The following is a 21,037-nucleotide window of genomic DNA, read 5'->3' as shown; positions in this document are numbered from 1 at the left end:
GAGAACGACCAAGAGAACCACCAAAAGAACCACTGGAGGAAACGGGATGATCGGGATTGTGCGGCTCGCGCTAGCTAGCCTGGTGGCGATCACAGCGATGGGCACGGCCCGGGCCGAGGACGCGCTTAAGGCCAGGATCGGCGTGCTCCGCCTGTCGTCCTCCGCGCCCGTCTTCATCGCGCAGGACAAGGGCTATTTCCGCGAGGCCGGCCTCGACGTCGAGCTGAAATTCTTCGATGCGGCGCAGCCGATCGCGGTGGCCACCACCTCCGGCGACATCGATTTCGGCGTCACCGCCTTCACGGCTGGTCTCTACAATCTCGCCGGCAAGGGCGTGGTGAAGGTGATCGGCGGCATGAGCCGCGAGAAGGCCGGCTATCCCCTGATCGGCTATTTCGCCAGCAACAACGCCTATGCCGCCGGGCTGAAGACGCCGAAGGATCTCGCGGGCAAGCGCGTGGCGATGACGCAGGTCGGCTCGAGCTTTCACTATTCGCTTGGCCTGCTCGCTGACAAATATGGTTTCAAGCTCGCCGAGGTGAAGATCGTGCCGCTGCAATCGCTCTCGAATGCGGCGGCCGCGCTGAAGGGCGAGACTGTGGATGCAGCACTGCTGCCGATCTCCACCGCGCGAAAGCTGATGGACGAAGGCGGCGCGAAGTTTCTCGGCTGGGTCGGCGACGAGACACCCTGGCAATTGGGCGCGGTGTTCGCTTCGCCGAAGACGCTGACCAACAAGGTGCTGGTGACGAAGCTGCTCGGCGCTTTGGCAAAGGCCGATCGCGAATATCACGACGTCATCCTTGCCGCGATGAAGGACGGCGTCGCGCCCATCAACGAGCAGACAAAGCCGCTGCTGGAGATCATCGCAAAGTACACCAATTTGCCGGTCGAGCAGGTGGTCGGCAATTGCGCCTATATCGATCCCGACGGCAAGCTCGACGTCAAGAACGTCGACAACCAGATCAAATGGCTCCAGGAGCAGGGCTTTGCCGACAAGGGCTTTGATGCGAATTCGATCATCGCCAAGGACTTCGTGAAGGCGGATTGATTGATGCGCGCGCTGTTCCAAACCCCTCATCCTGAGGTGCTCGCGAAGCGAGCCTCGAAGGATGCACGGCCCGGATGCAGCCGGGCCGTCGCCCTTCGAGGCCTACGCTTCGCTCCGGCACCTCAGGGTGAAGGAACGAGGACGGGGAGTTTCCCATGGACCTGATCGCCAACCACATCACCCATCGCTTCGCCGATCTCGCCGTGCTCGACGACGTCTCGTTCACCGTCAGCGCCGGAGAGGTGGTGGCGATCGTGGGGCCCTCGGGCTGCGGCAAGAGCACGCTGCTGTCGATCCTCGGTGGGCTGTTGCTGCCGACCTCCGGCGCGCCCGAGCTGCGCGGCGCGCCGCCGGCCGACAGTCTCAATCCGCTCACCTTCGTATTCCAGGATTTCGCGCTGCTCCCCTGGGCCAATGTGGAGGAGAACGTCGAATTTCCGCTGCTGCACACCGAGATCTCGGCCGCACAGCGCCGCGCGCTGGTCGACGATGCCTTGCGCCGCACCGGCCTGACCGATTTTCGCAAGGCCTATCCAAAACAGCTTTCAGGCGGCATGCGCCAGCGCGTCGGCATCTCGCGTGCGCTTGCGGTCAGGCCTGCCATTCTCCTGATGGACGAGCCGTTGTCGGCGCTGGATTCGCAGACCCGCGAACTGCTGATGGAGGATTTCGTCCGGCTGCTCGCCGATGGCGGCATGGGCGCGGTCTATGTCACCCATAATCTCGAAGAGGCGGCGCGGCTTGCCGACCGCATCGTGGTGCTGTCGCGGCGTCCCGGCCGCATTCGCGAGGTCGTGAGCGTGCCGATGACGCGCGCCGAACGCGGCGAAATTGCAGCCCGTGAAAAGCTGCTCGCGCTTCAGAACCAGATCTGGTCGCTGATCCGCAACGAGGCGATCGATGCCGAGCGCGAGGTCCAGCATGCTTGATCGCGCTCCGGCGGGAACATCTGCGAAGGATGAACTGGTCCGACGCGTCCGCTTTCGCGGCGCCGGCTTCGTGCCGGCGAGCAGCCGTTTCGGCGGCTGGATCGCGCTCGCGCTGGTCATTGCGATCTGGCAGGCTGCCGGCAGCACCGGTCTCGTCAATCCGCTGTTCCTGCCGGCGCCGTCCGCGATCGCGCGGGCGATCTACCAGCTCGCGATCTCGGGCGCGCTGTGGCAGCATCTGTCCGCCTCGCTCCTGCGCATCGGTGTCGGCTGGCTGCTCGGCACGGCGGCCGGTGTCGCCGTCGGCTTTGCCATCGGTCTGTCGCGGCTGGCGCGCAGCGTCGGCATTACTTTCATCTCGGCGCTGTTTCCGATCCCGAAGATCGCGCTGTTGCCGCTGTTGATTCTCTGGCTCGGCATCGGCGAAGAGCCGAAGATCGCGACCATTGCGCTCGGCGTGTTCTTCTCGACTGCAATCTCGGTCTATAGCGGCGTCGATGCGGTGCCGCGCAATCTCATCCGCATGGCGCAGAGCTTCAACGTGCCGTTCGCGACCATCGTGCGCAAGGTGGTGTGGCCCGGCGCACTGCCCGCAATCCTCGCCGGCTTCCGCATCACGTCGTCGGTGGCGCTGCTGCTCGTCGTCAGCGCCGAGATGATCGGCGCGCAATACGGCATCGGCGCGTTCGTGCTTCAGGCCGGCAACCTGATGCAGACGGATCAGCTCTTGGCGGGTGTGGTGATCCTGTCGGTGTTTGGGTTGATGGTGGGCAGGGTGATCAACTGGCTGGAGACGCGGCTGCTGCACTGGCGGTAGCTGCAATGGCCGCAGCCCCACGAGGACCTCATGCGTTCCCGCGATCCTCGCGAAACAAGTCCAGCTTCTGCTGCACGGGTCGATCCGAGAAGCTGAACAGCACCGCATCCATGTCAGCCTCGTGCGTGACCCACTGCCAGCTCGGCACGACGAACAAATCGCGCGGGCCCCATTCGAAGGTCGCATCGCCGATGCGCGTGCGGCCATGGCCTTCGATCGGACAGAACACCGTTGCGTCGGTCGCGCGATAGCGCGCGGAATTGAAACCCTTCGGCAGCAGCTGGATGAACGTGCCGATAGTTGGCATCGCGAAATCGCCGGTTTCGGGGTTGCTGAACTTCAGCTTCAGCCCGTGACATGCGTCCCACTCCTGGCTCGTGCGAGCCTTTTCCAGTGCCTCCCGCGTGTAGGCGTAGGGGTAGCTGAAGATCGGCGAGGTCTTCGAGCTCCGTTTCACGTCGACCGGCAGCAGATTGTGGCCGTAGCGCGCAAAGCTGTCGCCGGCGGGCCGCGTGATCTTCTGCTGATCCTCCTTGGAGCCTTCCGCGAAAGAGCAATCGAAGAACTGCACCAGGGGAATATCGAGGCCGTCGAGCCAGAACATCGGCTCGTCCGTCTCGTTGGAATGATCGTGCCAGGTCATCGACGGCGTGATGATGAAGTCGCCGGGCTCCATCGCAGTGCGCTCGCCGTCGACCGCAGTGTGGGCGCCCTTGCCTTCGAGCACGAAGCGCAGCGCCGACTGGCTGTGCCGGTGCGCGGGCGCGACGTCGCCGGGCACCACCATCTGCACGCCGGCATAGAGCGACGTCGTGATTTTCGATTGCCCGCGCAGGCCGGGGTTCTCCAGCACCAGCACACGCCGCTCGGCTTCTTTTGCGGTGATCAGCTTGCCGGCTTCGGTCATGTAGTCGCGGATGATGTCGAACTTCCACAGATGCGGCCGGCACGGGCTCTTCGGCTCCGGCGTGATCAAATCGCTCATCACGGTCCACAACGCGGTGAGATTCTCGCCGTCGATCTTTTTGTAGAACGCCTCGCGTTCCGGCGTCTTGGTCACGGCTTCCATGGTGCGGCTCCCGTTCGTTTTGTTGATTGACAGTATACTTACGGTCTAGGTAGCGTCAACTTGACGAAAAGGAACGAGAGGGAGGTCTCGATGAAGCTGCACGGATATTTTCGCTCCAGCGCCGCCTATCGGGTGCGGATCGCGCTGAACCTCAAGGGCCTCGGTGCCGAGCACCTGCCGCATCACCTTCGCAAAGGCGAGCAATGTGCGCCGGCCTATCTCGCGATCAATCCGCAGGGCCTGGTGCCCGCCTTGGAGAATGATGCGGGTGCAGTGCTGACCCAATCGGTCGCCATCATCGAATGGCTCGACGAAACCCATCCTCATCCGCCGCTGCTGCCGAAGGATATTTTGCAGCGCGCCAAGGTGAGGGCATTCGCGCTGGCGATCGCCTGCGACACTCATCCGGTGCAGAATTTGAAGGTGCTGGCGCGGCTGCGCGAGCTTGGGCTGCCGGAGGAGAAGGTTCAGGACTGGGCGGCGTGGGTCAACCGCGAGGGGCTTTCGGCCTGCGAAACGCTGATCAGGGCCGAGCCGGGGCCGTTCTGCTTCGGCGATGTGCCGACGCTCGCCGATCTCTGCCTCGTGCCGCAGCTCGCCAACGCCCGCCGCTTCGGCGTCGACGTCTCCGCCTATCCGCGTCTGCTCGAGGCGGAAGCTGCGGCCAAGGCGCTGCCGGCGTTCGTCAACGCCGCGCCGGAGAAGCAGCCCGATGCCGAGTAAGCCGCCTCCGATCACGATAGACGCGGTCTATGCCGCGCCGGGCTATCTGTTCCGGCGCATGCAGCAGATCGCGGTCTCGATCTTCATGGAGGAGTGCAAGGCGTTCGACCTCACGCCGGTGCAATATGCGGCGCTGATCGCGATCCACACCCATCCCGGCATCGACGCGACGCGGCTGTCCGCGGTGATCGCCTTCGACCGCTCGACGCTCGGCAGCGTGATCGAGCGGCTTCAGGCCAAGGATTTTGTCGAGCGCAGGCCGGCGCTGGAAGACAAACGGATCAAGCTGCTCTATTTGACCAAATCAGGCGCGGCGATCCTGCGCGAGATCTTCCCCGCCGTGGAGCGTGCGCAGGCGCGCATGCTCGAGCCGCTCAAGCCGGCCGACCGCAAGGCGCTGATGGGGCTCCTGGTGCAGCTCGTTGAGCTCAACAACGACGCGTCGCGGGTGCCGCTACGGGCGGAGGATGCGCGGGAGCATTTGGGGAAGACGGGGTAAGGGGGGCTCGGCGGGGACGACACTGAGTATGTGGCTGCGCCGTCCCCTCACATCCGCAACAACGCCTGCCGGTCGATCTTCCCCGTCCCGGTCTTTGGCAGCTCGTCGATGAAAATCACCTCGCGCGGATATTTGTAAGGCAGCAGCTTACTCTTCACATAATCCTGGAGCCGCCGTGTCGTCTCGCGCTGATCGGCGGCGCGGCTGTTCATCACCACGACCGCCTTCAGCGTCATGCGCCGGTCCGGCAGCTCGGCGGCGAACACAGCGCACTCCCGGACATCGGGGTGATCGGCGAGGCAAAGCTCGACCTCGAGCGGATAGACCCACTGGCCGGAGATCTTGATGAGATCGTCGGCGCGCCCGCGGAAGAAGTGAAAGCCGTCGGCATCGCGGACGAAGCGGTCGCCGGTGTAGATCCAGCCGCCCTCGCGAATGGTTTCGGCGGATTTGTCCGGCCGGTTCCAGTACAACGGCGTGTTGGAATCGCCGCGCACCCACAAGATGCCTTCCTCGTCGTCGGCGACATCGCGGCCGTCCTTGTCGCGCAGCGCGACCTCGTAGCCGGGCACGCGCAGGCCGGCGGCGCCGAGCTTCTTCCGCTCGGGGCGGTTGGAGAGATAGATGTGCAGCACCTCGGTCGAGCCGAGGCCTTCGAGGATATCGAGACCGGTGAGCGTCTTCCAGCCGTTGAAGACTTCGGCCGAGAGCACCTCGGCGGCCGAGAGCGCCATGCGCAGCGACGAGAAGTCGGTCTTGTCGGCACCGTCGGCCTTGGTCAGTGAGGTATAGAGCGTCGGCAGGCCGAAGAAGACCGTCGGCCCGTACTGCTCGATCGCCGAAAAGATCGCCGCAGGCTTCGGCTGGCCCGGTAGCAGCAGCGTCGTCGCGCCTGCCGTGAACGGGAAGGTGATCGAATTGCCAAAGCCATAGGCGAAGAAGATCTTTGGGCACCGAGAAGCAGATGTCATCCGGCATCAGCTTCAAGACGTTCTGCGCAAAGGCGGCCTCGCTATAGGCCATGTCGTGCTGGAGATGCACGATGCCCTTGGGCCGGCCGGTGGATCCGGATGAGTACATCCACAACGCCATCTCGTTGCGATGCGTGTCGGCTTCCGCGAGTTCGGCCGGAAATTGCGCGAGCCAGCCGGCGGCAGAAACGGCGTTCGGCGCGGCGTGATCGCCTACCGCGCCATTGACGACGACCAGGGTGTGCAGGGCCGTGTCCTTGCAGGCCTCGGCGTTGAAACGTGCACCGAACTCGGCATCCGCCACCCCGACAGCCGCGCAGGAATCGGCGAGATAGAATTGCAGCAGATCCGGCGGCGTCAGCGTGTTGATCAGCAGCGGAACGAAGCCGGCGCGCACTGCTCCGAAGAACGCGGCGGGATAGGCCGGAGTGTCATCGAGGAACAGCAGCACGCGATCGCCGCGCTTGAGGCCCAGCGAGGCAAAGCCGTTGCCCCAGCGGCAAGCCTCCGTGCAGAGTTCGGTATAAGTGCGCGTACCCGCGGGACCGATGAGTGCGACCTTGTCGCCGCATCCTCCCGCGAGATTGTCGAACAGCACGCGGCTGGCATTGTAGACCTGCGGAATGGCGAAGCCGATCTCGCGGGCGCCCGCGCCGTCCGCGGGCACCTGGTCGCGAATCTCATTACTCATGCCTCATCCCCGCCGTTCCTGGCGGCTTCGTAGCGCGCCATGAAGCCCGGCGACATCGCGCGCAGGCGGGAGTCGTCGATGCGGCCCGAACGGGTGATGTAGCTGTAGGCAAAGTCCATCAGGCCCTGCTGCATGTGCTGAGCAAAGTGCTCATACCAGAACGAGCTCGTCCGCGCGGCGTTGACGAGCTTCTGCACCACCGGCTTTCGCGCGGCCTGGTAGCGATGCAAAGCGGTTGAAAGATGGGCGTCCGATTCCAGCGCCTTGACCAGCGCAATGGCGTCCTCTATCGCGAGCCGCGTGCCCGAACCGATCGAGAAATGCGCCGAGTGCAGGGCGTCGCCGAGCAGCACCATGTTCTTGAACGACCAGTGCTCGTTCCAGACCCAGGGGAAATTGCGCCAGACCGATTTGTTGGAGACCAGCGAGCGGCCGCCCAGCGTGTCTGCAAACACCTCCTCGCAGACGCCCTTGGACTGCTCGACGTCCCTGTAGGCGAAGCCGTAGGCCTGCCAGGTCGCGTGGTCGCATTCGACCAGGAAGGTGCTCATGGTCGGCGAGTAGCGGTAGTGGTGGGCGTTGAAGGCGCCGCGGTCGGTCTTGACGAAAGTCTGCGACAGCGTGTCGAAGCGCTTCGAGGTGCCGTACCAGACGAACTTGTTGGAGGAGTAGGACAGCGAGGTGCCGAAATCGCCTTCGAAGGCACGCCGAACCAGCGAGTTCAGCCCGTCGGCGGCGACGATCAGATCGTGGCCGTTGAGCTGGTCGATCGCATGAATTGGTGTGTCGAAGCGCGGCGTGACGCCGGCATCGATCGCGCGCTGCTGGAGGAACTGCAGGAGTTCGAGCCGTCCGATCGAGGAGAAGCCGACACCGTCAATGGCGACGCTGTCGCCATGCAGATTGAGCGTGATGTTCTCCCAGCTCTCCATGTGCGGCGCGATCGCGTCGACCGTCTCGGGGTCGTCGGCACGCAAAAATTCCAGCGCCTGGTCGGAGAACACGACGCCAAAGCCCCAGGTCGCGTCGGCCGGGTTCTGTTCGAACAGGTCGACCTGATCCTCGGGGTGACGCTTCTTCCAGAGATAGGCGAAGTAGAGCCCACCGGGCCCCCCGCCAATCACGGCGATCCGCAACGTCTGCCTCCCTGATTGACAGTATGCTTACTATCTAGGGGAACACTAATGTCCTCCGACGTCCTGCGCCAGCGGAATTATCGGCAAAATGCGAAGCCTATGCCCGGACACGCGCTTGGCGCGCGTCCGAAGCAGTACGTTGCGAAGCATAGCCAAACCGCGCCGGCTTGGCCATCCGCACCGTCAGACGCAGCGCTTTACGTAGACCCCGTTGACCAGCACCCTGGTGCAGCGGACCACCGGAACCGGCTTGCGGACCACGACGGCCGCATTCGGCCCGGCGCAGCCAGCGCGATAGACGCCGCGAGCGCACACCACTGCATTGGCATCGGTGGCTTCAAAGGTCATGGTCGCAGCGAAGGCGAGGAGCGCCGAGGCGGTGAGTAGGAATGAACGCATGTCTTCCTCCCGGTGTTGTCGTCATTGAAATCGGATATCGGCAATGGTCGCGAATGTCGTTGCAGGCGTGCGAGAACGGTGCACGCCGTCAGATGTTGATGGCACGCTTCTAGCGTGCAGCGAACGGCGCCAGCACATCCTTGCATCCGGGCGACAGCGATGCGGCGTTGCTGGCGATGCACTGTACGATGCGACCGCCGCCGGGCGCGACGCCGGCGCACAGCGTGCGGATGTCGGCGCCGCAGGCGGAGCGAAACGATCAACAGCTCTTCGCGCGGCCGCAGCGGGCGCAGCACGATCACGGCAGGCGCCGCCGTTGCCGCTGCGCCGCCACCGGCCGCAGCGGTCACGGCCTTCTCGCAGGCTGGCGAAACCTTTGCCTTGTTCTTCTCCAGGCATTCGAGCGCGGGCGCGCCGCCCGGCGGCACGCTGGCGCACACCTTGGGGTAATCGGCGCGGCATGCGCTCTTGACCGCCGCAACCTGAGCGCTGTTCGGCTGCTTGGCCGCAGCAGCCTTCGGCGCCGGAAGGGTGGCAGGCTTTTCAGCGGGGGCGGATTCAGCCTTCGGCGCGGCAGGCGCAGTTTCCGCCTTGGGCGCAGCTTCGGTCTTGGGCGCCGCAGCGGGCTCGACCGCGCGCACCGCAGTCTGGCATCCCGATGACAGGCCGGACATGTTCTTCTGGAGGCATTGATACGCCTCCACACCGCCGGGCGTGACGCTCGCGCAGTGCGCCATGAAGTCCGAGCGGCACGCGGACCGGATGGCGCTCTTTTGGGCGTCGGTCGGCGCCTGCGCGAATGCGCCTGTTGCAGTTGCGAAGAGCGCTACCGCCAACATCGCGCTACGCGTTGAGACATGTTTCAAAATGTTGAACATTTGGGTGAATTCCTGCCCTGTCGGTAACGCTGACGTTTTAAAATGTGATGCAAATGCAATCGCCGCGAGTGATGCCTCGCGACAGTATCTTTGGCCGCTTTGGCCACTACCGCAAGTAGATATTACCTGCGCAATTGCGACGTAACTAAAGCATGATCCGGAAAAGTGTGCAGCGGTTTTCCGAAAAGATCATGCTCAAACAATACGTCGTCAGAGCTTGACCATGCGCTTGCCGCGGTTCTCGCCCGCAAGCAATCCGATCAGCGCCTTCGGCGTGTTCTCCAATCCGTCGATGATATCTTCCTGCACCTTTAACTTGCCGGATGCGACCCAGGCCTGGAGTTCGGCGAGCGCACGCTGGCTCTCCTTCATGTAGTCCATCACGATGAAGCCCTGCATGACGAGCCGCTTCACCACGATCAAGCCGGGCACACCGCGCGGGCCGTGTGCCGAGGGCGCGCCGTCATATTGCGAGATCGCGCCGCAACAGGCGATGCGGCCGTAATTGTTCATCTGCGGCAGGCAGGCTTCGAGAATGTCGCCGCCGACATTGTCGAAATAGACGTCGATCCCCTTGGGCGCCGCCGCGCGCAACGCCTTGAACACCGCGCCGTCCTTGTAGTCCACGGCGGCATCGAAGCCGAGTTCGGAGGTCAGCCAGTTGCACTTGTCGGCGCCGCCGGCGATGCCGACCACGCGGCATCCCCTGATCTTCGCGATCTGCCCGACGATCGAGCCCACCGAGCCTGCCGCCGCGGACACGACGACCGTCTCACCTTGGTTCGGCTTGCCGATCTCCAGCAGGCCGAAATAGGCGGTGAGCCCGGCGATGCCGAACACGCTGAGCAGATGCGTCATAGGTTCGAGCTTCGGCATCTTGGTGAGGTGCTTCGCCGGCACGGCGGCAAACTCCTGCCAGCCGGTGTCGCCGAACACGATGTCGCCCGGCACGAGCCCGGGCGCCTTCGAGCTGACGACCTCGGCGATGCCGCCGCCGGCCATCACGCTGTTGGCCTCGACGGCGGATCGATAGGTCGCGCCGTGCATCCAGGCGCGGTTGGCGGCATCGAGCGAGATATAACGCACGCGCAGCAAAGCCTCGCCGTCCTTCGGCTCCGGCATTGCACCCTCGACCATCTTGAAATGTTCGGGACCGAGCTTGTCGCTGGGCTTTTCCACCAGAAGAATCTGGCGATTGACGCTGCCGCTCATGGTGTTTCCTCTTCGTTTGTTTGGCGATTATCGATGCAGCCGCCGCAAAGAAAACGTGCAGGCCGCATTCGTTGTGCGCTGCATGAAGGCTAGATCGCGGGCGCCAGTTCCGCAACGGGAAGATCTCGTCATTGCGAGCACACGCAAAGCGTGTTGCTTCGTTGTCATATCTGCGACATCATGAAGCGGCCGGTGTCGTGGGGGTAACCAATGTCGAACAGGTTCACGCAATACATTCTGGCGGCGATGGCTCTGGGCATCGTCATGGGCTCGGCGATCTACAATTTCATGCCGGATACGCGCGGGGACTGGGCCTCCTCCATCAATCTGATCGCAGTGATCTTCCTGCGCCTGATCAAGATGATCATCGCGCCGCTGGTGTTCGCGACCCTGGTCGGCGGCATCGCCCATATGGGCTCCGGCTCCAAGCTCGGCCGCATCTTCGCCAAGACGATGGGCTGGTTCGTCAGCGCGTCCTTCGTCTCGCTGATGCTCGGCCTCGTGATGGTCAATCTGCTTCAGCCCGGCGCCAATTTCCCCGGCACGCTGCCGGACAAGGGACAGTCTACGGGCTTGCCGGTCTCGGCGTTCTCGATCGAGAAATTCCTGACCCATCTGATCCCGACCTCGATCGCGGACGCGATGGCGCAGAACGAGATTCTCCAGATCGTGATCTTCGCCGTGTTCTTCTCGGTGGCGATGGGCTCGATGCCCGAGCGCTCCAAGCCGATCCTGGCGCTGATCGACGATATCGGCCACATCATGCTCAAGGTGACGAGCTATGTGATGCTGTTCGCGCCGATCGCGGTGTGGGCCGCCATCACCGCGACCGTGGCCAAGAACGGCCTGCTGGTGCTCTGGAAGCTCATCGTCTTCATGGGCGGCTTCTATCTCTCGCTCATGATCCTGTGGGGCATCCTCGTGGTGGTCGGCTTCATCGTGATCGGGCCGCGCTACAGCCATCTGCTGAAGCTGATCCGCGAGCCGCTGATGATCGCGTTCTCCACCGCGAGCTCGGAAGCGGCGTACCCGAAGACGCTGGAGGGGCTGAACAAGTTCGGCGCCTCCTCGCGAATATCGAGCTTCGTGCTGCCGCTCGGCTATTCCTTCAATCTTGACGGCACGATGATGTACTGCACCTTCGCCAGTATCTTCATCGCGCAGACCTATCATATCGAGATGTCGCTCTCGACGCAGCTTGCGATGCTGGCGACGCTGATGATCACCTCCAAGGGCGTCGCCGGTGTGCCGCGCGCCTCTCTCGTGGTGATCGCCTCGACACTGTCGCAGTTCGGCATTCCCGAGGCGGGTCTGCTGATGATCATGGGCATCGACACCTTCCTCGACATGGGCCGCAGCGCCACCAACGTGATCGGCAACACGCTGGCGACCTCGGTCGTGGCGAAGTGGGAAGGCGAGCTCGGCCCCGAGCACGAGCTTGGAGCGGGCGACGCCGTGCCGGGGGACATGATCCCCGGCGAAGTGCCTGCTATGGCCGGCCATTGACGGGAGGTGCATCATGCGCCCTTCAACGGTGATTTCGGGCGGCCTATTGCTGGCAGCGTGCCTGCTGGCAACGCCTGCCTCCGCCCAGACCGGCGGCAGCGAAGGGCTTAGCCCGACGCTGTCAGCCATCAAGAGCAGTCACACCGTGCGGCTCGGTTATCGCGAGAGCTCGCCGCCATTCTCCTTCCTCGACCAGGCCAACCGGCCGATCGGCTACAGCCTCGAACTCTGCGAAGCTATCGTCGAGGAGATCGGCGTCGAGGTCGACGATCCCAATCTGAAGATCGGCTACGTCAAGGTCACCTCGGACGACCGCATCGACGCCGTGCTCCAGAACAAGATCGACCTGGAATGCGGCTCGACCACGGCCAATGCGGAGCGCGGCAAGCGCGTCGCCTTCTCGCCGCTGATGTTCGTCGCCGGTACCAAGCTGATGGTGCCGAAGGCATCAGGCGTCCAGTCCCTGACCGATCTGAAGGGCAAGACCATCGTGGTGACGAAGGGCACCACCAACGAGCAGGCGATCCAGGCGGCCGACAAGAAATCCGCGTTGGGACTGACCATCGTTGTCGGTGCCGATCACGAACAGTCGTACCAGATGCTCGTCGACGGCAAGGCCGATGCCTTCGCGACCGACGATATCCTGCTGTCCGGCCTGATCGTGCGCCACAAGGCGCAGGACAAGTTCCGCGTCACCGGCGATTATTTGTCCTACGACCCCTACGGCATCATGTTCCGCAAGGGCGAACCGCAACTGACGGCCGTGGTCGATCGCACCTTCCGCAAGCTGGGGTCCAACCACGACCTCGTCCCGCTCTACAACAAATGGTTCACCGCCAGGCTGCCCACAGGCGAACGGCTGAACGTGCCGATCTCGCTGCAACTGGAGGAAGCCTTCAAGGCGATGGACGATTCCGCGAGCGCGAATAATTAGCGCATGTGCGACGAGCGCCGCTGCACCCTCTCCCCCTGTGGGAGGGGGTGGCTTCGCGTAGCGAGGCTCAGCGTTCGTCGCCAAACACCCGATCCAGCGCCGCATCATACGTCGCCTGCACCAACTCCGGATGCAGCTTCGCCAGCGCCTCCATCATCACGCCGGAATTGATCTCGAGCACGATCCACGCGCCATCGACACGGACCACGTCGATCGACGCGAAGCGGATGCCGATCGCGTTGGCTGCGTCGATGGCAAGTTTTCCGCAGGCCGCGCGGACCTCGCCATCCCGCACCAGCACGGGCTTTGCGCCGGCATCGAGATTGTGCCGCCAATCCGAGCCACGCTGCTTGCTGTAGATCACACGGGGCACATCATCCAGCAGCACCACACGGACCTCCTCCTCGATCGCGACATAGGGTGAGATCACGAGCCCGGCGCTCATCGAAAAAATCTCGGCAACCGCGTGGTCGAGCTCCGCCTCCGTCGCTACCCTGAAGACCGATCGTCCCGACGTCCCCTCGTTCGGCTTCACTACGATGCCCTGCGAATTGTCGCGAAGCAGCCCAAGCATTGCCTCCTGCCAGCCGGCGCCAACAACATTCATGCCCAGCTTCGGATTGAGGAAGAGGTGATGCGGAATGCAGGGCACGCCCACAAGCGTCAGCGCCTCGGCGGTCGCCGATTTGTCGTTGGCGATGCGATGCGCAATCGCGCTGTTGAGGCCAACGTCGTAGCCGAAGGCGAAGTGGTGCTGCGCGCCCCGGCGCATCGCCAGCAGCCAGCCGCCGGCGCGGACATCGAGCGCGATGCCGTGGTTCGCGCAATAGCGCCTAATCGCCTGGACGAAGATCCGCTCGCCGCTCGCCGCCATGTGTCGGTCGCCACTTCCGTCGTTCCTGTCGCCAAAAGCCGCAAAATGCGGGAAACGGCGCCAAACCAGGGTGAAAGTCAGAGCTATTCTCAATGAAATTATCGCGAGCGCGACGGAAATTAAGTGCTGCAATCAGGCCTTGGAAGGAAAAGAAATTGCCCTTCGCGCGTGTCCGGCAGCAGATTCATTAATGATGCGACCATTTCCGCTGCAAATGCCGGTTTGACCGGCATCAATTGCATCCGGAACGAGGTTGATTATTGGTCTCAATGGCGTAGATCACACACGACAAATCCTCCGCCATGGCAATGGTGTCCGCTCCGCTTTCAGGGGCCGGGCAATGCTTTTGCCCTGAAACCGCAATTATTCGGAATATCGAAAAATCATGAGCGCGTTTTACCGAGAGAAAGTTCTTTCCGTCCAGCATTGGACCGACACCCTGTTCAGCTTTCGCGCCACCCGCGATTCCGGCTTCCGCTTCCAGAACGGCCAGTTCGCGATGATCGGCCTCGAGATTGAGGGCCGCCCGCTGCTGCGCGCCTACAGCATGGCGAGCGCCAATCACGAGGAGGAGCTCGAGTTCTTCTCGATCAAGGTCCAGGACGGCCCGCTGACGTCGCGTCTCCAGAAGATCAGGGAAGGCGACACCATCCTGGTCGGCCGCAAGGCGACCGGCACGCTGATCACCGACAACCTCATCCCCGGCAAGCGGCTGATGCTGCTCTCGACCGGCACGGGCCTGGCGCCCTTCGCCAGCCTGATCAAGGACCCCGAGGTCTACGACCAGTTCGACAGCATCGTGCTGGTGCATGGCTGCCGTCAGGTCTCCGAGCTCGCCTATGGCGAGAAGCTCGTCGCCAGCCTTCGCGAGGACGAACTGTTCGGGGAGTTGCTCGCGGACAAGCTCATCTACTACCCGACCGTGACCCGCGAGCCCTTCAAGAACCGCGGCCGCATCACCGATCTCATCAGCTCCGAGCAGATCTTCAACGACATCGGCCAGGGCCCGCTCGACATCGCGACCGACCGCGTCATGATGTGCGGCAGCCCGGGGATGCTCGAAGAGCTGAAAGTGATGTTCGAGGGCCGCGACTTCGTCGAGGGCTCCGGCAACAAGCCCGGCCATTTCGTGATCGAAAAGGCGTTCGTCGAGCGGTAGGCCCTTTCGGTGTCGTCCTGGCTTTCGTCAGGACGAAGGCTATGGGTAAAGCGCCTTGACCGGTTAATGGTCCGTCCTCCCCAGCACTTCTGCTGCACTGCAAAAGCTCGCCCATCGGGCTGATTGATTTGTCTCCCCCGAATTCGCTAGCCTGAAACAAGGGCCGCGTCATATCCGTATGACCGGCGCGGGCGTATCGTATCGCCTCATGCTGGCGAGAGGATGGGAATCGTGGCCGACGACAACAAGACGCAGGAATCGCCCAAGCACTTATCGCCCAAACGTTTGCCGCTGGCGGAAGAGGGGATCATGGAAACCCTGCTGCTGCCATTCTCCCCACGCTTCATCATCCTGACGATCTGCGCGGTGGTCACCGCGTTGCTGATCGGCATCGGCATCGCCGACCGCAAGATCTTCGACATCCTGCTGATCCCGATCCTGATCTTCGGCGCGTTGACGGCGCTTGGCGTCCGCGACCTGATGCAGAAGGGCCATGCGGTTCTGCGTAATTACCCGATCTCGGCGCATATCCGCTTCCTGCTCGAAGAGATTCGTCCGGAGATGCGGCAGTATTTCTTCGAGAGCGAGAAGGACGGCATGCCGTTCTCGCGCGACATCCGTGCGGTGGTCTATCAGCGCGCCAAGATGCAGCTCGACAAGCGTCCATTCGGCACCCAGGAGGACGTCTACCGCGAGGGCTACGAGTGGATGCATCACTCGGTCTCGCCGAAGACGCATGCCGATGAGAAATTCCGCGTCACCATCGGCGGGCCGGATTGCGCGAAGCCCTATTCCGCTTCGGTGTTCAACATCTCGGCGATGAGTTTTGGCGCGCTCAGCCCGAACGCCGTGCGCGCGCTGAATGCCGGCGCCAGGAAGGGCGCCTTCGCGCATGACACCGGCGAGGGCGGCGTCAGTCCCTATCATCGCGAGATGGGCGGCGACATCATCTGGGAGATCGGCTCGGGTTATTTCGGCTGTCGCCATCTCGACGGCAGCTTCGATCCCGAGGCGTTCGCGCGCGTCGCGACCCAGGACCAGATCAAGATGGTCGAGCTCAAGATCAGCCAGGGCGCCAAGCCCGGCCATGGCGGCGTGCTGCCGGCGGCGAAGGTTTCGGAGGAGATTTCCAAGATCCGCGGCGTCGCGATGGGCGAGGATTGCATCTCGCCGGCTTCGCACCGCGCCTTCTCGACGCCAATAGGCATGATGCAGTTCATCGCCGAGATGCGCCGCCTCTCCGGCGGTAAGCCGACCGGATTCAAGCTCTGCATCGGCCATCCCTGGGAATTTCTGGCGATCTGCAAGGCCATGATCGAGACCGGCATCTATCCTGATTTCATCGTCGTCGACGGCAACGAGGGCGGCACCGGCGCGGCGCCGCTGGAGTTCATGGACCATCTGGGCATGCCGATGCGCGAAGGGATCAATTTCGTCCACAATGCGCTGATCGGCATCAATGCACGCGACCGCATCAAGCTCGGCGCCTCCGGCAAGATCGCCACTGCGTTCGACATGGCGCGCGCCATGGCGATCGGCGCCGACTGGTGCAATTCGGCGCGCGGCTTCATGTTCTCGCTCGGCTGCATCCAGTCGCTGAGCTGCCACACCGACCGCTGCCCGACCGGTGTCGCAACGCAGGATCCGACGCGGGCCCGCGCGCTCTACGTGCCGCTCAAGATCGACCGCGTGCACAACTATCACCATGCGACGCTGCGCTCGCTGAGCGAGCTGATTGCCGCGGCCGGCCTTGAACATCCGCAGCAATTGCGCCCGATCCACTTCAGCCAGCGGACCTCGACGACCCAGGTGAAATCCTTCGCACAGCTCTACCCGTCGCTGCGCCCGGGTGAGTTGCTCGAAGGCACCGAAGACCCGCGCTTCCGCGACGCCTGGCAGATGGCGCGGACGGAGACGTTCCAGCCGGCGCAGTAGGCGCCGGTCCACCGCATGATACCGCCCCACGTCTGACCGCGCGTAAATTTCCCGGGAGCGAGGTTGCAGCTTAACGTCCGTGTCAGCTTCGGGTGTAAACTGGCTCCATGGACGAACGACGCGACAAGGCAAGGCATCGCGTGCTGAAGGCCGGGACGATCGAGTTCGGCGGCGGCGCGATCGACTGCACCGTCCGCAACCTGTCCGGTACCGGCGCCGCGCTCGACGTCTCCAGCCCCGTCGGCATCCCCGACCATTTCACCCTGTTCGTCCAGGTTGACGGCACGCATCTCGCCTGCACCGTGGTCTGGCGCAAGGAAAAGCGGATCGGCGTGAGGTTCGGGTGAGGGGTTCTCTCCGCGAGCGCTTCTCTTGTAATCGAGTTTCGCGGAGACAGGCAGCATCTTATCCTGTCTCGACTTCGCCGATCCGGCTCGCCAGAATCTTGTCGATCCTCCGCCCGTCGAGATCGATCACCTCGATGTGCCAGCCGCCGAGGTCGAAGGCGTCGCCGACATCAGGCAGCAGGTTGAACTGCTGCAGCACGAAGCCGGCGACCGTGTTGTAGCGGTGCGGCGGCAGTTCGATGCCGAGCAGCTCGCCGAACTCGTCGACCGGCATCCAGCCTGAGATCAGCAGTGAATCGTCCGCGCGCTTGACGTAGGCCGGTTCCGGCGGGCCTTCCTCCGAATGGAACGCGCCGACGATCGATTCCAGAATGTCAGCCGTCGTCACGATGCCTTCGAAGGCGCCGTATTCGTCGTAGACGAGGCCAACATGCACCGGCGCAGCCTTCAGGATCGCCAGCACGTCGCGGGCATCCGCCGACGCGGGAATGCCCGGCGCCTCGCGAACCAGCGCGCGCAAGTCCGGCGTGCGCTCGTTCATGTAGGCGACCAGCAGGTCCTTGGCCTGGAGCACGCCAATCGGCTTGTCGCGGTCACCGTCGGACACGGGGAAGCGCGAATGCGGACTCTTCGCGATGGTCGCTTGAATGTTCTCCGGTGCATCGCGCAGGTCGATCTCGTTGACCTCCGTGCGCGGCGTCATGATTGCGCCGACCGGCCGGTCGCCAAGCCGCATCACGCCTGCGATCATTTCCTTTTCGCCCGATTCCAGCACGCCCGCGCTTTCGGCCTCGCTGACCAGATGATGGATCTCGTCCTCCGAGACCTTCTCCTCGGCCTTGCCGCCGCGGCCGAGTAGCGAGAGGATCAGCTTGCCGGAGAGATCGAGCAGGAAAACCAGCGGCAGCGAGACCCGCGCCAGAACGTGCATCGCGGGGGCGACCTTGACCGCGATGCTCTCGGGGTCGCGCAGCGCCACCTGCTTCGGCACCAGCTCGCCGACGATCAGGGTGGCGTAGGTGATGAGCGTGACCACGATGCCGACGCCGACGATGTCGGCAATCCCCGCGGACAAGCCGAGTTCAAGCAGCCATTGCGTCAGCCGCTGCCCGAGCGTCGCGCCCGAGAACGCGCCGGAGAGCACGCCGACCAGCGTGATGCCGATCTGCACCGTCGAGAGGAATTTGCCGGGATCGGCCGCGAGCGTCAGCGCCCGCTCGGCGCCGCGTACGCCCTTGGCGGCAAGTATGGACAGCCGTGCCGGGCGCGAGGAGACCACCGCCAGCTCGGACATGGAGAGCAAACCGTTGATGACGATCAGGACGACGACGATGGCGAGTTCGACGGAGAGCATTGACGTTCCGAGGTAATGGAGTGTGGCCAGACGGCGGCGCAAGCATTGATATAGGTATTCGGGGAAGAAATGCCGACGATTCTGTCGCATCCGGGCCGAGGGAACCTCTCGCGTCACTGAACGCTAGCGACGCCGGCACCCCGCGCAACTACGACCAACGACCATGTCGGCGAGCTCGCCAAGGCTGCCGGCCGGATCGGCGACGTGGTCGAGCTGATCAGCCAGATCGCGGGCCAGACCAATCTACTGGGACTCAACGCGACCATCGAGGCGGCACGCGGCACCCAGCAGGTCTCCGCCAGCATCGTCGACGTGCAGCGCGGCGCGAGCCAGACCGGATCGGCCTCCTCCAACGTGCTTGCGTCAGCGAGGTCGCTGTCCGGCGAGAGCAGCCGCCTCAAGGTCGAGGTCGGAAAATTTCTCGACGCCATCCGCGCTGCATAGGAAACGCGTCGCGGGCAGCGCTCAGAACTCGCCGTGCAGCCGGCCCGAGAACACCGACACCGGCCCGCGATCGGCGTTGTAGGCGGGATTGACGATCAGCTGGTAGTCGGCGGTGAAGGTGAGATTCTTGTTCAGCGCGTAGGCGTAGTAGGTTTCGAGGATTCGTTCCTTGCGGTAGTTGAGCGCGCCGTCGCCGATGAGAACACCGAGGCCGCCGGCGGCCAGGAAGTCGCGATAATCCTGCGAGATGGCATTGACGGCGCCGCCGACGCCGATCACGTCATCGGGCCGGCCCCATTTCGTGCCCTTGATCGAAAGACCGCCGGACAGGCTGCGGTTGATATCGGTGAAGGCCAGCGTTTCGCTCTTGCCGTCATTCCAGCTCCAGCGGCCGAACAGCCCGACATCGTCCGTGATCGCCTGTTCGAGATTGACAACGTAGCCGACCTTGATGCGGCCGCGCCGGGTCTGGGCGATGTCGAGATTGAGCGCGGGATTGTCCAGCGTTTCGCGGAAGCTGCCCATATTGGCGCTGTCGAGCCAGCCCATGGTCCTGAGCTTGCCGGGTTGGCCGAACAGCGAGAAGCGCGTCTCGATCTCGACCACGTACTGGCCGCGCTCCCCGGCCTTGGTGTCGAAATGATTTGAATTGGGCTCCGCCACCATCAGGAAATAACCGCCGCGCAGCGCCCATTGCTTCTGGTTGAACTCGGCGGTGACGCCGTAGGTGAGGCCGACCTTGTCGGCGGAATAGTCGAACGCGCCCGGCGCCCACAGCGACCAGTTCATGAAGTCCTTGCGGGTGTCCTTGGCGTAGGCATTGCCGTCGAACACGTCGATCACCGCGAACTTGCCGGCCTGCACCGTGAGCCTGGAAACGTCGACCTTCTGCCCAAGCTGCAGCTGGCCGCTCGCGAGCTCTTCCTGCTCGCCGCCAAAGCCAAACGTCTGGCGCACGAACAGGCGCGAGGTGTTGTAATGCGGATAGGGAAAGTTCGACTTTTGCGCTTCGCCATTCGGGAAGCCCGCGGCGCCAACGGTGTCGTTCAGTCCAAATCCCTGCAGCAGCTCGGGATTGTAATAGACCTCGCCACCGTCCCACAGCCGCGCGTTCAGGAACAGGCTGTTGCTCCACGTCGCCTTGGCCTGCGCCGACGGCGAGAGCGAGTTCGGCCCGGTGTAGAGAGCAGGGAACGACGGATAGCCTTGCGGCAAATAAGTGCTCTGGCCGTGAATCTCCCAGCGATCCGATTCAGTGTCGATCAGCGAACTGATCGCCGAACTCTTGGGGTTGTAGCTCGGCATGCCCGGCCAATCGACCTTGCGATTGAGGCCGAGCCGGATCGACTGGAAATCGAGCGACGAGGAGGTGTACTGGGCGCCCGTGGAGAAGGCGACATTGGCGCTGTCGAAGCGGCTGTAGAGATATTCGACCCGCGCGCTCCAATGCGGCGCGAAGCCGTATTCGATGCCGGCACCGGCGATCCAGCCGGGCCGCGTGTTCAGGATTTTCGGGATGTCACCTGCGGCCGGCGTGTCGAAATAGCGCTCGCCCATCCATGCAAAGCCGCCGGTGGCATAGACCAGCCACGGACCACTGGTGTAGCCGAGGCGGCCGCGCAGGCTCGCGGTGTAGTCCCATTGCTGCGCGACGGTGTTGGCGGGTGTCGCCAGGAAGGAGACGATCGAGTTGGACGTGATGTAGTTGGGAAACGAAAAATCGCCTTCGGCGCCCACCAGCCAGCCGGAGTTGAGCCGGTAATTGTAGCCGGCCTGCACGCCACCGATCATGCCGCTGAAGACGCCGCTGTCGTTGATCCCTGTGCCGTCGTTCAGCGCAAAACGCGACGAGCCCAGGCTATAGCCGGCGTGTGCACCGATATACAGGCCCGTCCAGTCGTAGACCGCCTTCAGCGCCGGCGCCTTCAGCGGCAGGTCGGCCGCGTTGCCGGTGGCGGGAAAAGCCAATACGCCCGAGGCAATCGCCGCGGCCGTCCGCAAGTACAGCTGTCGGTGACCCCTCAACGTCAAAACGCACGCCCCCAAACGCGAATGTGTCCCGCCCGCCGCGATATCCCTGCCGATTCGCGGCGACCCTGTCATCAGGTC

17 protein-coding genes and 3 pseudogenes are annotated in these 21,037 nt (G+C 63.7%); 11 read left to right on the top strand and 9 right to left on the bottom strand.

The features are described from left to right. Nucleotides 1-46 precede the first annotated feature (46 nt). The 3 genes from ACVWYI_RS00385 to ACVWYI_RS00375 all read left to right on the top strand — a co-directional run bounded on the left by ACVWYI_RS00385 (nt 47) and on the right by ACVWYI_RS00375 (nt 2,797). Nucleotides 47-1,051, top strand: coding sequence for an ABC transporter substrate-binding protein (locus tag ACVWYI_RS00385; protein WP_456660894.1), 1,005 nt, complete (start codon nt 47-49; stop codon nt 1,049-1,051). Nucleotides 1,052-1,206: 155 nt separating this feature from the next. Continuing rightward, entirely contained in the window at nt 1,207-1,980 is a 774-nt protein-coding gene (locus ACVWYI_RS00380) for an ABC transporter ATP-binding protein (protein ID WP_456660893.1), read from the top strand. Beyond that, complete coding sequence (locus ACVWYI_RS00375) at nt 1,973-2,797, top strand: ABC transporter permease (protein WP_247348599.1); 825 nt, start codon at nt 1,973-1,975, stop codon at nt 2,795-2,797. The genes ACVWYI_RS00380 and ACVWYI_RS00375 overlap by 8 nt, the downstream gene beginning before the upstream one ends. Before the next feature lie 28 nt (nt 2,798-2,825). On the opposite strand, the gene gtdA is transcribed toward ACVWYI_RS00375, so the two are convergent. After that, entirely contained in the window at nt 2,826-3,866 is a 1,041-nt protein-coding gene (gene gtdA / locus ACVWYI_RS00370; RefSeq protein WP_456660892.1) for a gentisate 1,2-dioxygenase, read from the bottom strand. 90 nt (nt 3,867-3,956) lie between these two features. On the opposite strand from gtdA, the gene maiA reads away from it, so the two are divergent. Then, nucleotides 3,957-4,589: a maleylacetoacetate isomerase gene (maiA, locus tag ACVWYI_RS00365; protein ID WP_456660891.1), complete on the top strand. Its 633-nt coding sequence runs from the start codon at nt 3,957-3,959 to the stop codon at nt 4,587-4,589. Next, nucleotides 4,579-5,088, top strand: coding sequence for a MarR family winged helix-turn-helix transcriptional regulator (locus tag ACVWYI_RS00360; protein ID WP_247445415.1), 510 nt, complete (start codon nt 4,579-4,581; stop codon nt 5,086-5,088). The genes maiA and ACVWYI_RS00360 overlap by 11 nt, the downstream gene beginning before the upstream one ends. Nucleotides 5,089-5,135: 47 nt before the next feature. Here the strand turns inward: ACVWYI_RS00360 and ACVWYI_RS00355 are convergent. The 5 genes and pseudogenes from ACVWYI_RS00355 to ACVWYI_RS00335 form a co-directional block, all read right to left on the bottom strand. Next, nucleotides 5,136-6,750, bottom strand: a pseudogene (locus tag ACVWYI_RS00355) (benzoate-CoA ligase family protein). Continuing rightward, entirely contained in the window at nt 6,747-7,886 is a 1,140-nt protein-coding gene (locus ACVWYI_RS00350; RefSeq protein WP_247348608.1) for an FAD-dependent monooxygenase, read from the bottom strand. Before ACVWYI_RS00350 ends, ACVWYI_RS00355 begins: the two are co-directional and overlap by 4 nt. Nucleotides 7,887-8,069: 183 nt before the next feature. After that, nucleotides 8,070-8,285: a hypothetical protein gene (locus ACVWYI_RS00345; protein WP_247348611.1), complete on the bottom strand. Its 216-nt coding sequence runs from the start codon at nt 8,283-8,285 to the stop codon at nt 8,070-8,072. Between the two features lie 109 nt (nt 8,286-8,394). Further along, a pseudogene (locus ACVWYI_RS00340) lies at nt 8,395-9,163 on the bottom strand (cysteine rich repeat-containing protein). A 210-nt stretch (nt 9,164-9,373) separates the two neighbouring features. Then, nucleotides 9,374-10,375 carry an NADP-dependent oxidoreductase gene (locus tag ACVWYI_RS00335; protein WP_456660890.1) on the bottom strand — a complete coding sequence of 334 codons (1,002 nt, stop codon included), beginning with the start codon at nt 10,373-10,375 and terminating at the stop codon, nt 9,374-9,376. Between the two features lie 210 nt (nt 10,376-10,585). Here ACVWYI_RS00335 and ACVWYI_RS00330 point away from each other — a divergent pair, with 210 nt between their 5' ends. Both ACVWYI_RS00330 and ACVWYI_RS00325 read left to right on the top strand, forming a co-directional pair. Further along, entirely contained in the window at nt 10,586-11,881 is a 1,296-nt protein-coding gene (locus ACVWYI_RS00330) for a dicarboxylate/amino acid:cation symporter (RefSeq protein WP_247348621.1), read from the top strand. Between the two features lie 13 nt (nt 11,882-11,894). Further along, nucleotides 11,895-12,815, top strand: coding sequence for an amino acid ABC transporter substrate-binding protein (locus ACVWYI_RS00325; RefSeq protein ID WP_456660889.1), 921 nt, complete (start codon nt 11,895-11,897; stop codon nt 12,813-12,815). Between the two features lie 67 nt (nt 12,816-12,882). Here the strand turns inward: ACVWYI_RS00325 and ACVWYI_RS00320 are convergent, their stop codons facing one another. Further along, nucleotides 12,883-13,689, bottom strand: a complete 807-nt coding sequence (locus ACVWYI_RS00320; protein ID WP_456660888.1) for an ATP-grasp domain-containing protein — start codon at nt 13,687-13,689, stop codon at nt 12,883-12,885. A gap of 385 nt (nt 13,690-14,074) precedes the next feature. Between ACVWYI_RS00320 and ACVWYI_RS00315 the strand changes: the two genes are divergently transcribed. From ACVWYI_RS00315 to ACVWYI_RS00305, 3 genes are all read left to right on the top strand, one after another. Then, a complete protein-coding gene (locus ACVWYI_RS00315; RefSeq protein WP_247445408.1) occupies nt 14,075-14,848 on the top strand; it encodes a ferredoxin--NADP reductase in 774 nt (257 codons plus the stop codon). 222 nt (nt 14,849-15,070) lie between these two features. Next, complete coding sequence (locus ACVWYI_RS00310; protein WP_456647825.1) at nt 15,071-16,783, top strand: FMN-binding glutamate synthase family protein; 1,713 nt, start codon at nt 15,071-15,073, stop codon at nt 16,781-16,783. Nucleotides 16,784-16,890: 107 nt separating this feature from the next. Further along, complete coding sequence (locus ACVWYI_RS00305; RefSeq protein WP_247348631.1) at nt 16,891-17,130, top strand: PilZ domain-containing protein; 240 nt, start codon at nt 16,891-16,893, stop codon at nt 17,128-17,130. A gap of 58 nt (nt 17,131-17,188) precedes the next feature. On the opposite strand, the gene ACVWYI_RS00300 is transcribed toward ACVWYI_RS00305, so the two are convergent. Then, entirely contained in the window at nt 17,189-18,484 is a 1,296-nt protein-coding gene (locus ACVWYI_RS00300) for a hemolysin family protein (protein WP_247348633.1), read from the bottom strand. Nucleotides 18,485-18,625: 141 nt separating this feature from the next. On the opposite strand from ACVWYI_RS00300, the pseudogene ACVWYI_RS00295 reads away from it, so the two are divergent. After that, a pseudogene (locus ACVWYI_RS00295) lies at nt 18,626-18,928 on the top strand (methyl-accepting chemotaxis protein); the annotation flags it as partial. 21 nt (nt 18,929-18,949) lie between these two features. Here ACVWYI_RS00295 and ACVWYI_RS00290 read toward each other — a convergent pair. Then, on the bottom strand, nt 18,950-20,929 hold the full coding sequence (locus tag ACVWYI_RS00290) for a carbohydrate porin (RefSeq protein WP_456660887.1): 1,980 nt from the start codon (nt 20,927-20,929) through the stop codon (nt 18,950-18,952). Between the last annotated feature and the right edge of the window lie 108 nt (nt 20,930-21,037).

The sequence above is a fragment of the Bradyrhizobium sp. LB13.1 genome (assembly GCF_054056815.1).
The sequence above is the reverse complement of the archived record's forward strand: the minus strand, read 5'-3'. Positions and strand labels throughout refer to the sequence as shown.

What these genes read in the sequence shown, in the direction of transcription:
- ACVWYI_RS00300 (WP_247348633.1), bottom strand. Translation starts at nt 18,484, where the DNA reads ATGCTCTCCGTCGAACTCGCCATCGTCGTCGTCCTGATCGTCATCAAC.
- ACVWYI_RS00320 (WP_456660888.1), bottom strand. Translation starts at nt 13,689, where the DNA reads ATGGCGGCGAGCGGCGAGCGGATCTTCGTCCAGGCGATTAGGCGCTAT.
- ACVWYI_RS00315 (WP_247445408.1), top strand. Translation starts at nt 14,075, where the DNA reads ATGAGCGCGTTTTACCGAGAGAAAGTTCTTTCCGTCCAGCATTGGACC.
- ACVWYI_RS00380 (WP_456660893.1), top strand. Translation starts at nt 1,207, where the DNA reads ATGGACCTGATCGCCAACCACATCACCCATCGCTTCGCCGATCTCGCC.
- ACVWYI_RS00360 (WP_247445415.1), top strand. Translation starts at nt 4,579, where the DNA reads ATGCCGAGTAAGCCGCCTCCGATCACGATAGACGCGGTCTATGCCGCG.
- ACVWYI_RS00330 (WP_247348621.1), top strand. Translation starts at nt 10,586, where the DNA reads ATGTCGAACAGGTTCACGCAATACATTCTGGCGGCGATGGCTCTGGGC.
- ACVWYI_RS00305 (WP_247348631.1), top strand. Translation starts at nt 16,891, where the DNA reads ATGGACGAACGACGCGACAAGGCAAGGCATCGCGTGCTGAAGGCCGGG.
- ACVWYI_RS00375 (WP_247348599.1), top strand. Translation starts at nt 1,973, where the DNA reads ATGCTTGATCGCGCTCCGGCGGGAACATCTGCGAAGGATGAACTGGTC.
- ACVWYI_RS00385 (WP_456660894.1), top strand. Translation starts at nt 47, where the DNA reads ATGATCGGGATTGTGCGGCTCGCGCTAGCTAGCCTGGTGGCGATCACA.
- gtdA (WP_456660892.1), bottom strand. Translation starts at nt 3,866, where the DNA reads ATGGAAGCCGTGACCAAGACGCCGGAACGCGAGGCGTTCTACAAAAAG.
- ACVWYI_RS00325 (WP_456660889.1), top strand. Translation starts at nt 11,895, where the DNA reads ATGCGCCCTTCAACGGTGATTTCGGGCGGCCTATTGCTGGCAGCGTGC.
- ACVWYI_RS00335 (WP_456660890.1), bottom strand. Translation starts at nt 10,375, where the DNA reads ATGAGCGGCAGCGTCAATCGCCAGATTCTTCTGGTGGAAAAGCCCAGC.
- maiA (WP_456660891.1), top strand. Translation starts at nt 3,957, where the DNA reads ATGAAGCTGCACGGATATTTTCGCTCCAGCGCCGCCTATCGGGTGCGG.
- ACVWYI_RS00310 (WP_456647825.1), top strand. Translation starts at nt 15,071, where the DNA reads ATGGGAATCGTGGCCGACGACAACAAGACGCAGGAATCGCCCAAGCAC.
- ACVWYI_RS00345 (WP_247348611.1), bottom strand. Translation starts at nt 8,285, where the DNA reads ATGCGTTCATTCCTACTCACCGCCTCGGCGCTCCTCGCCTTCGCTGCG.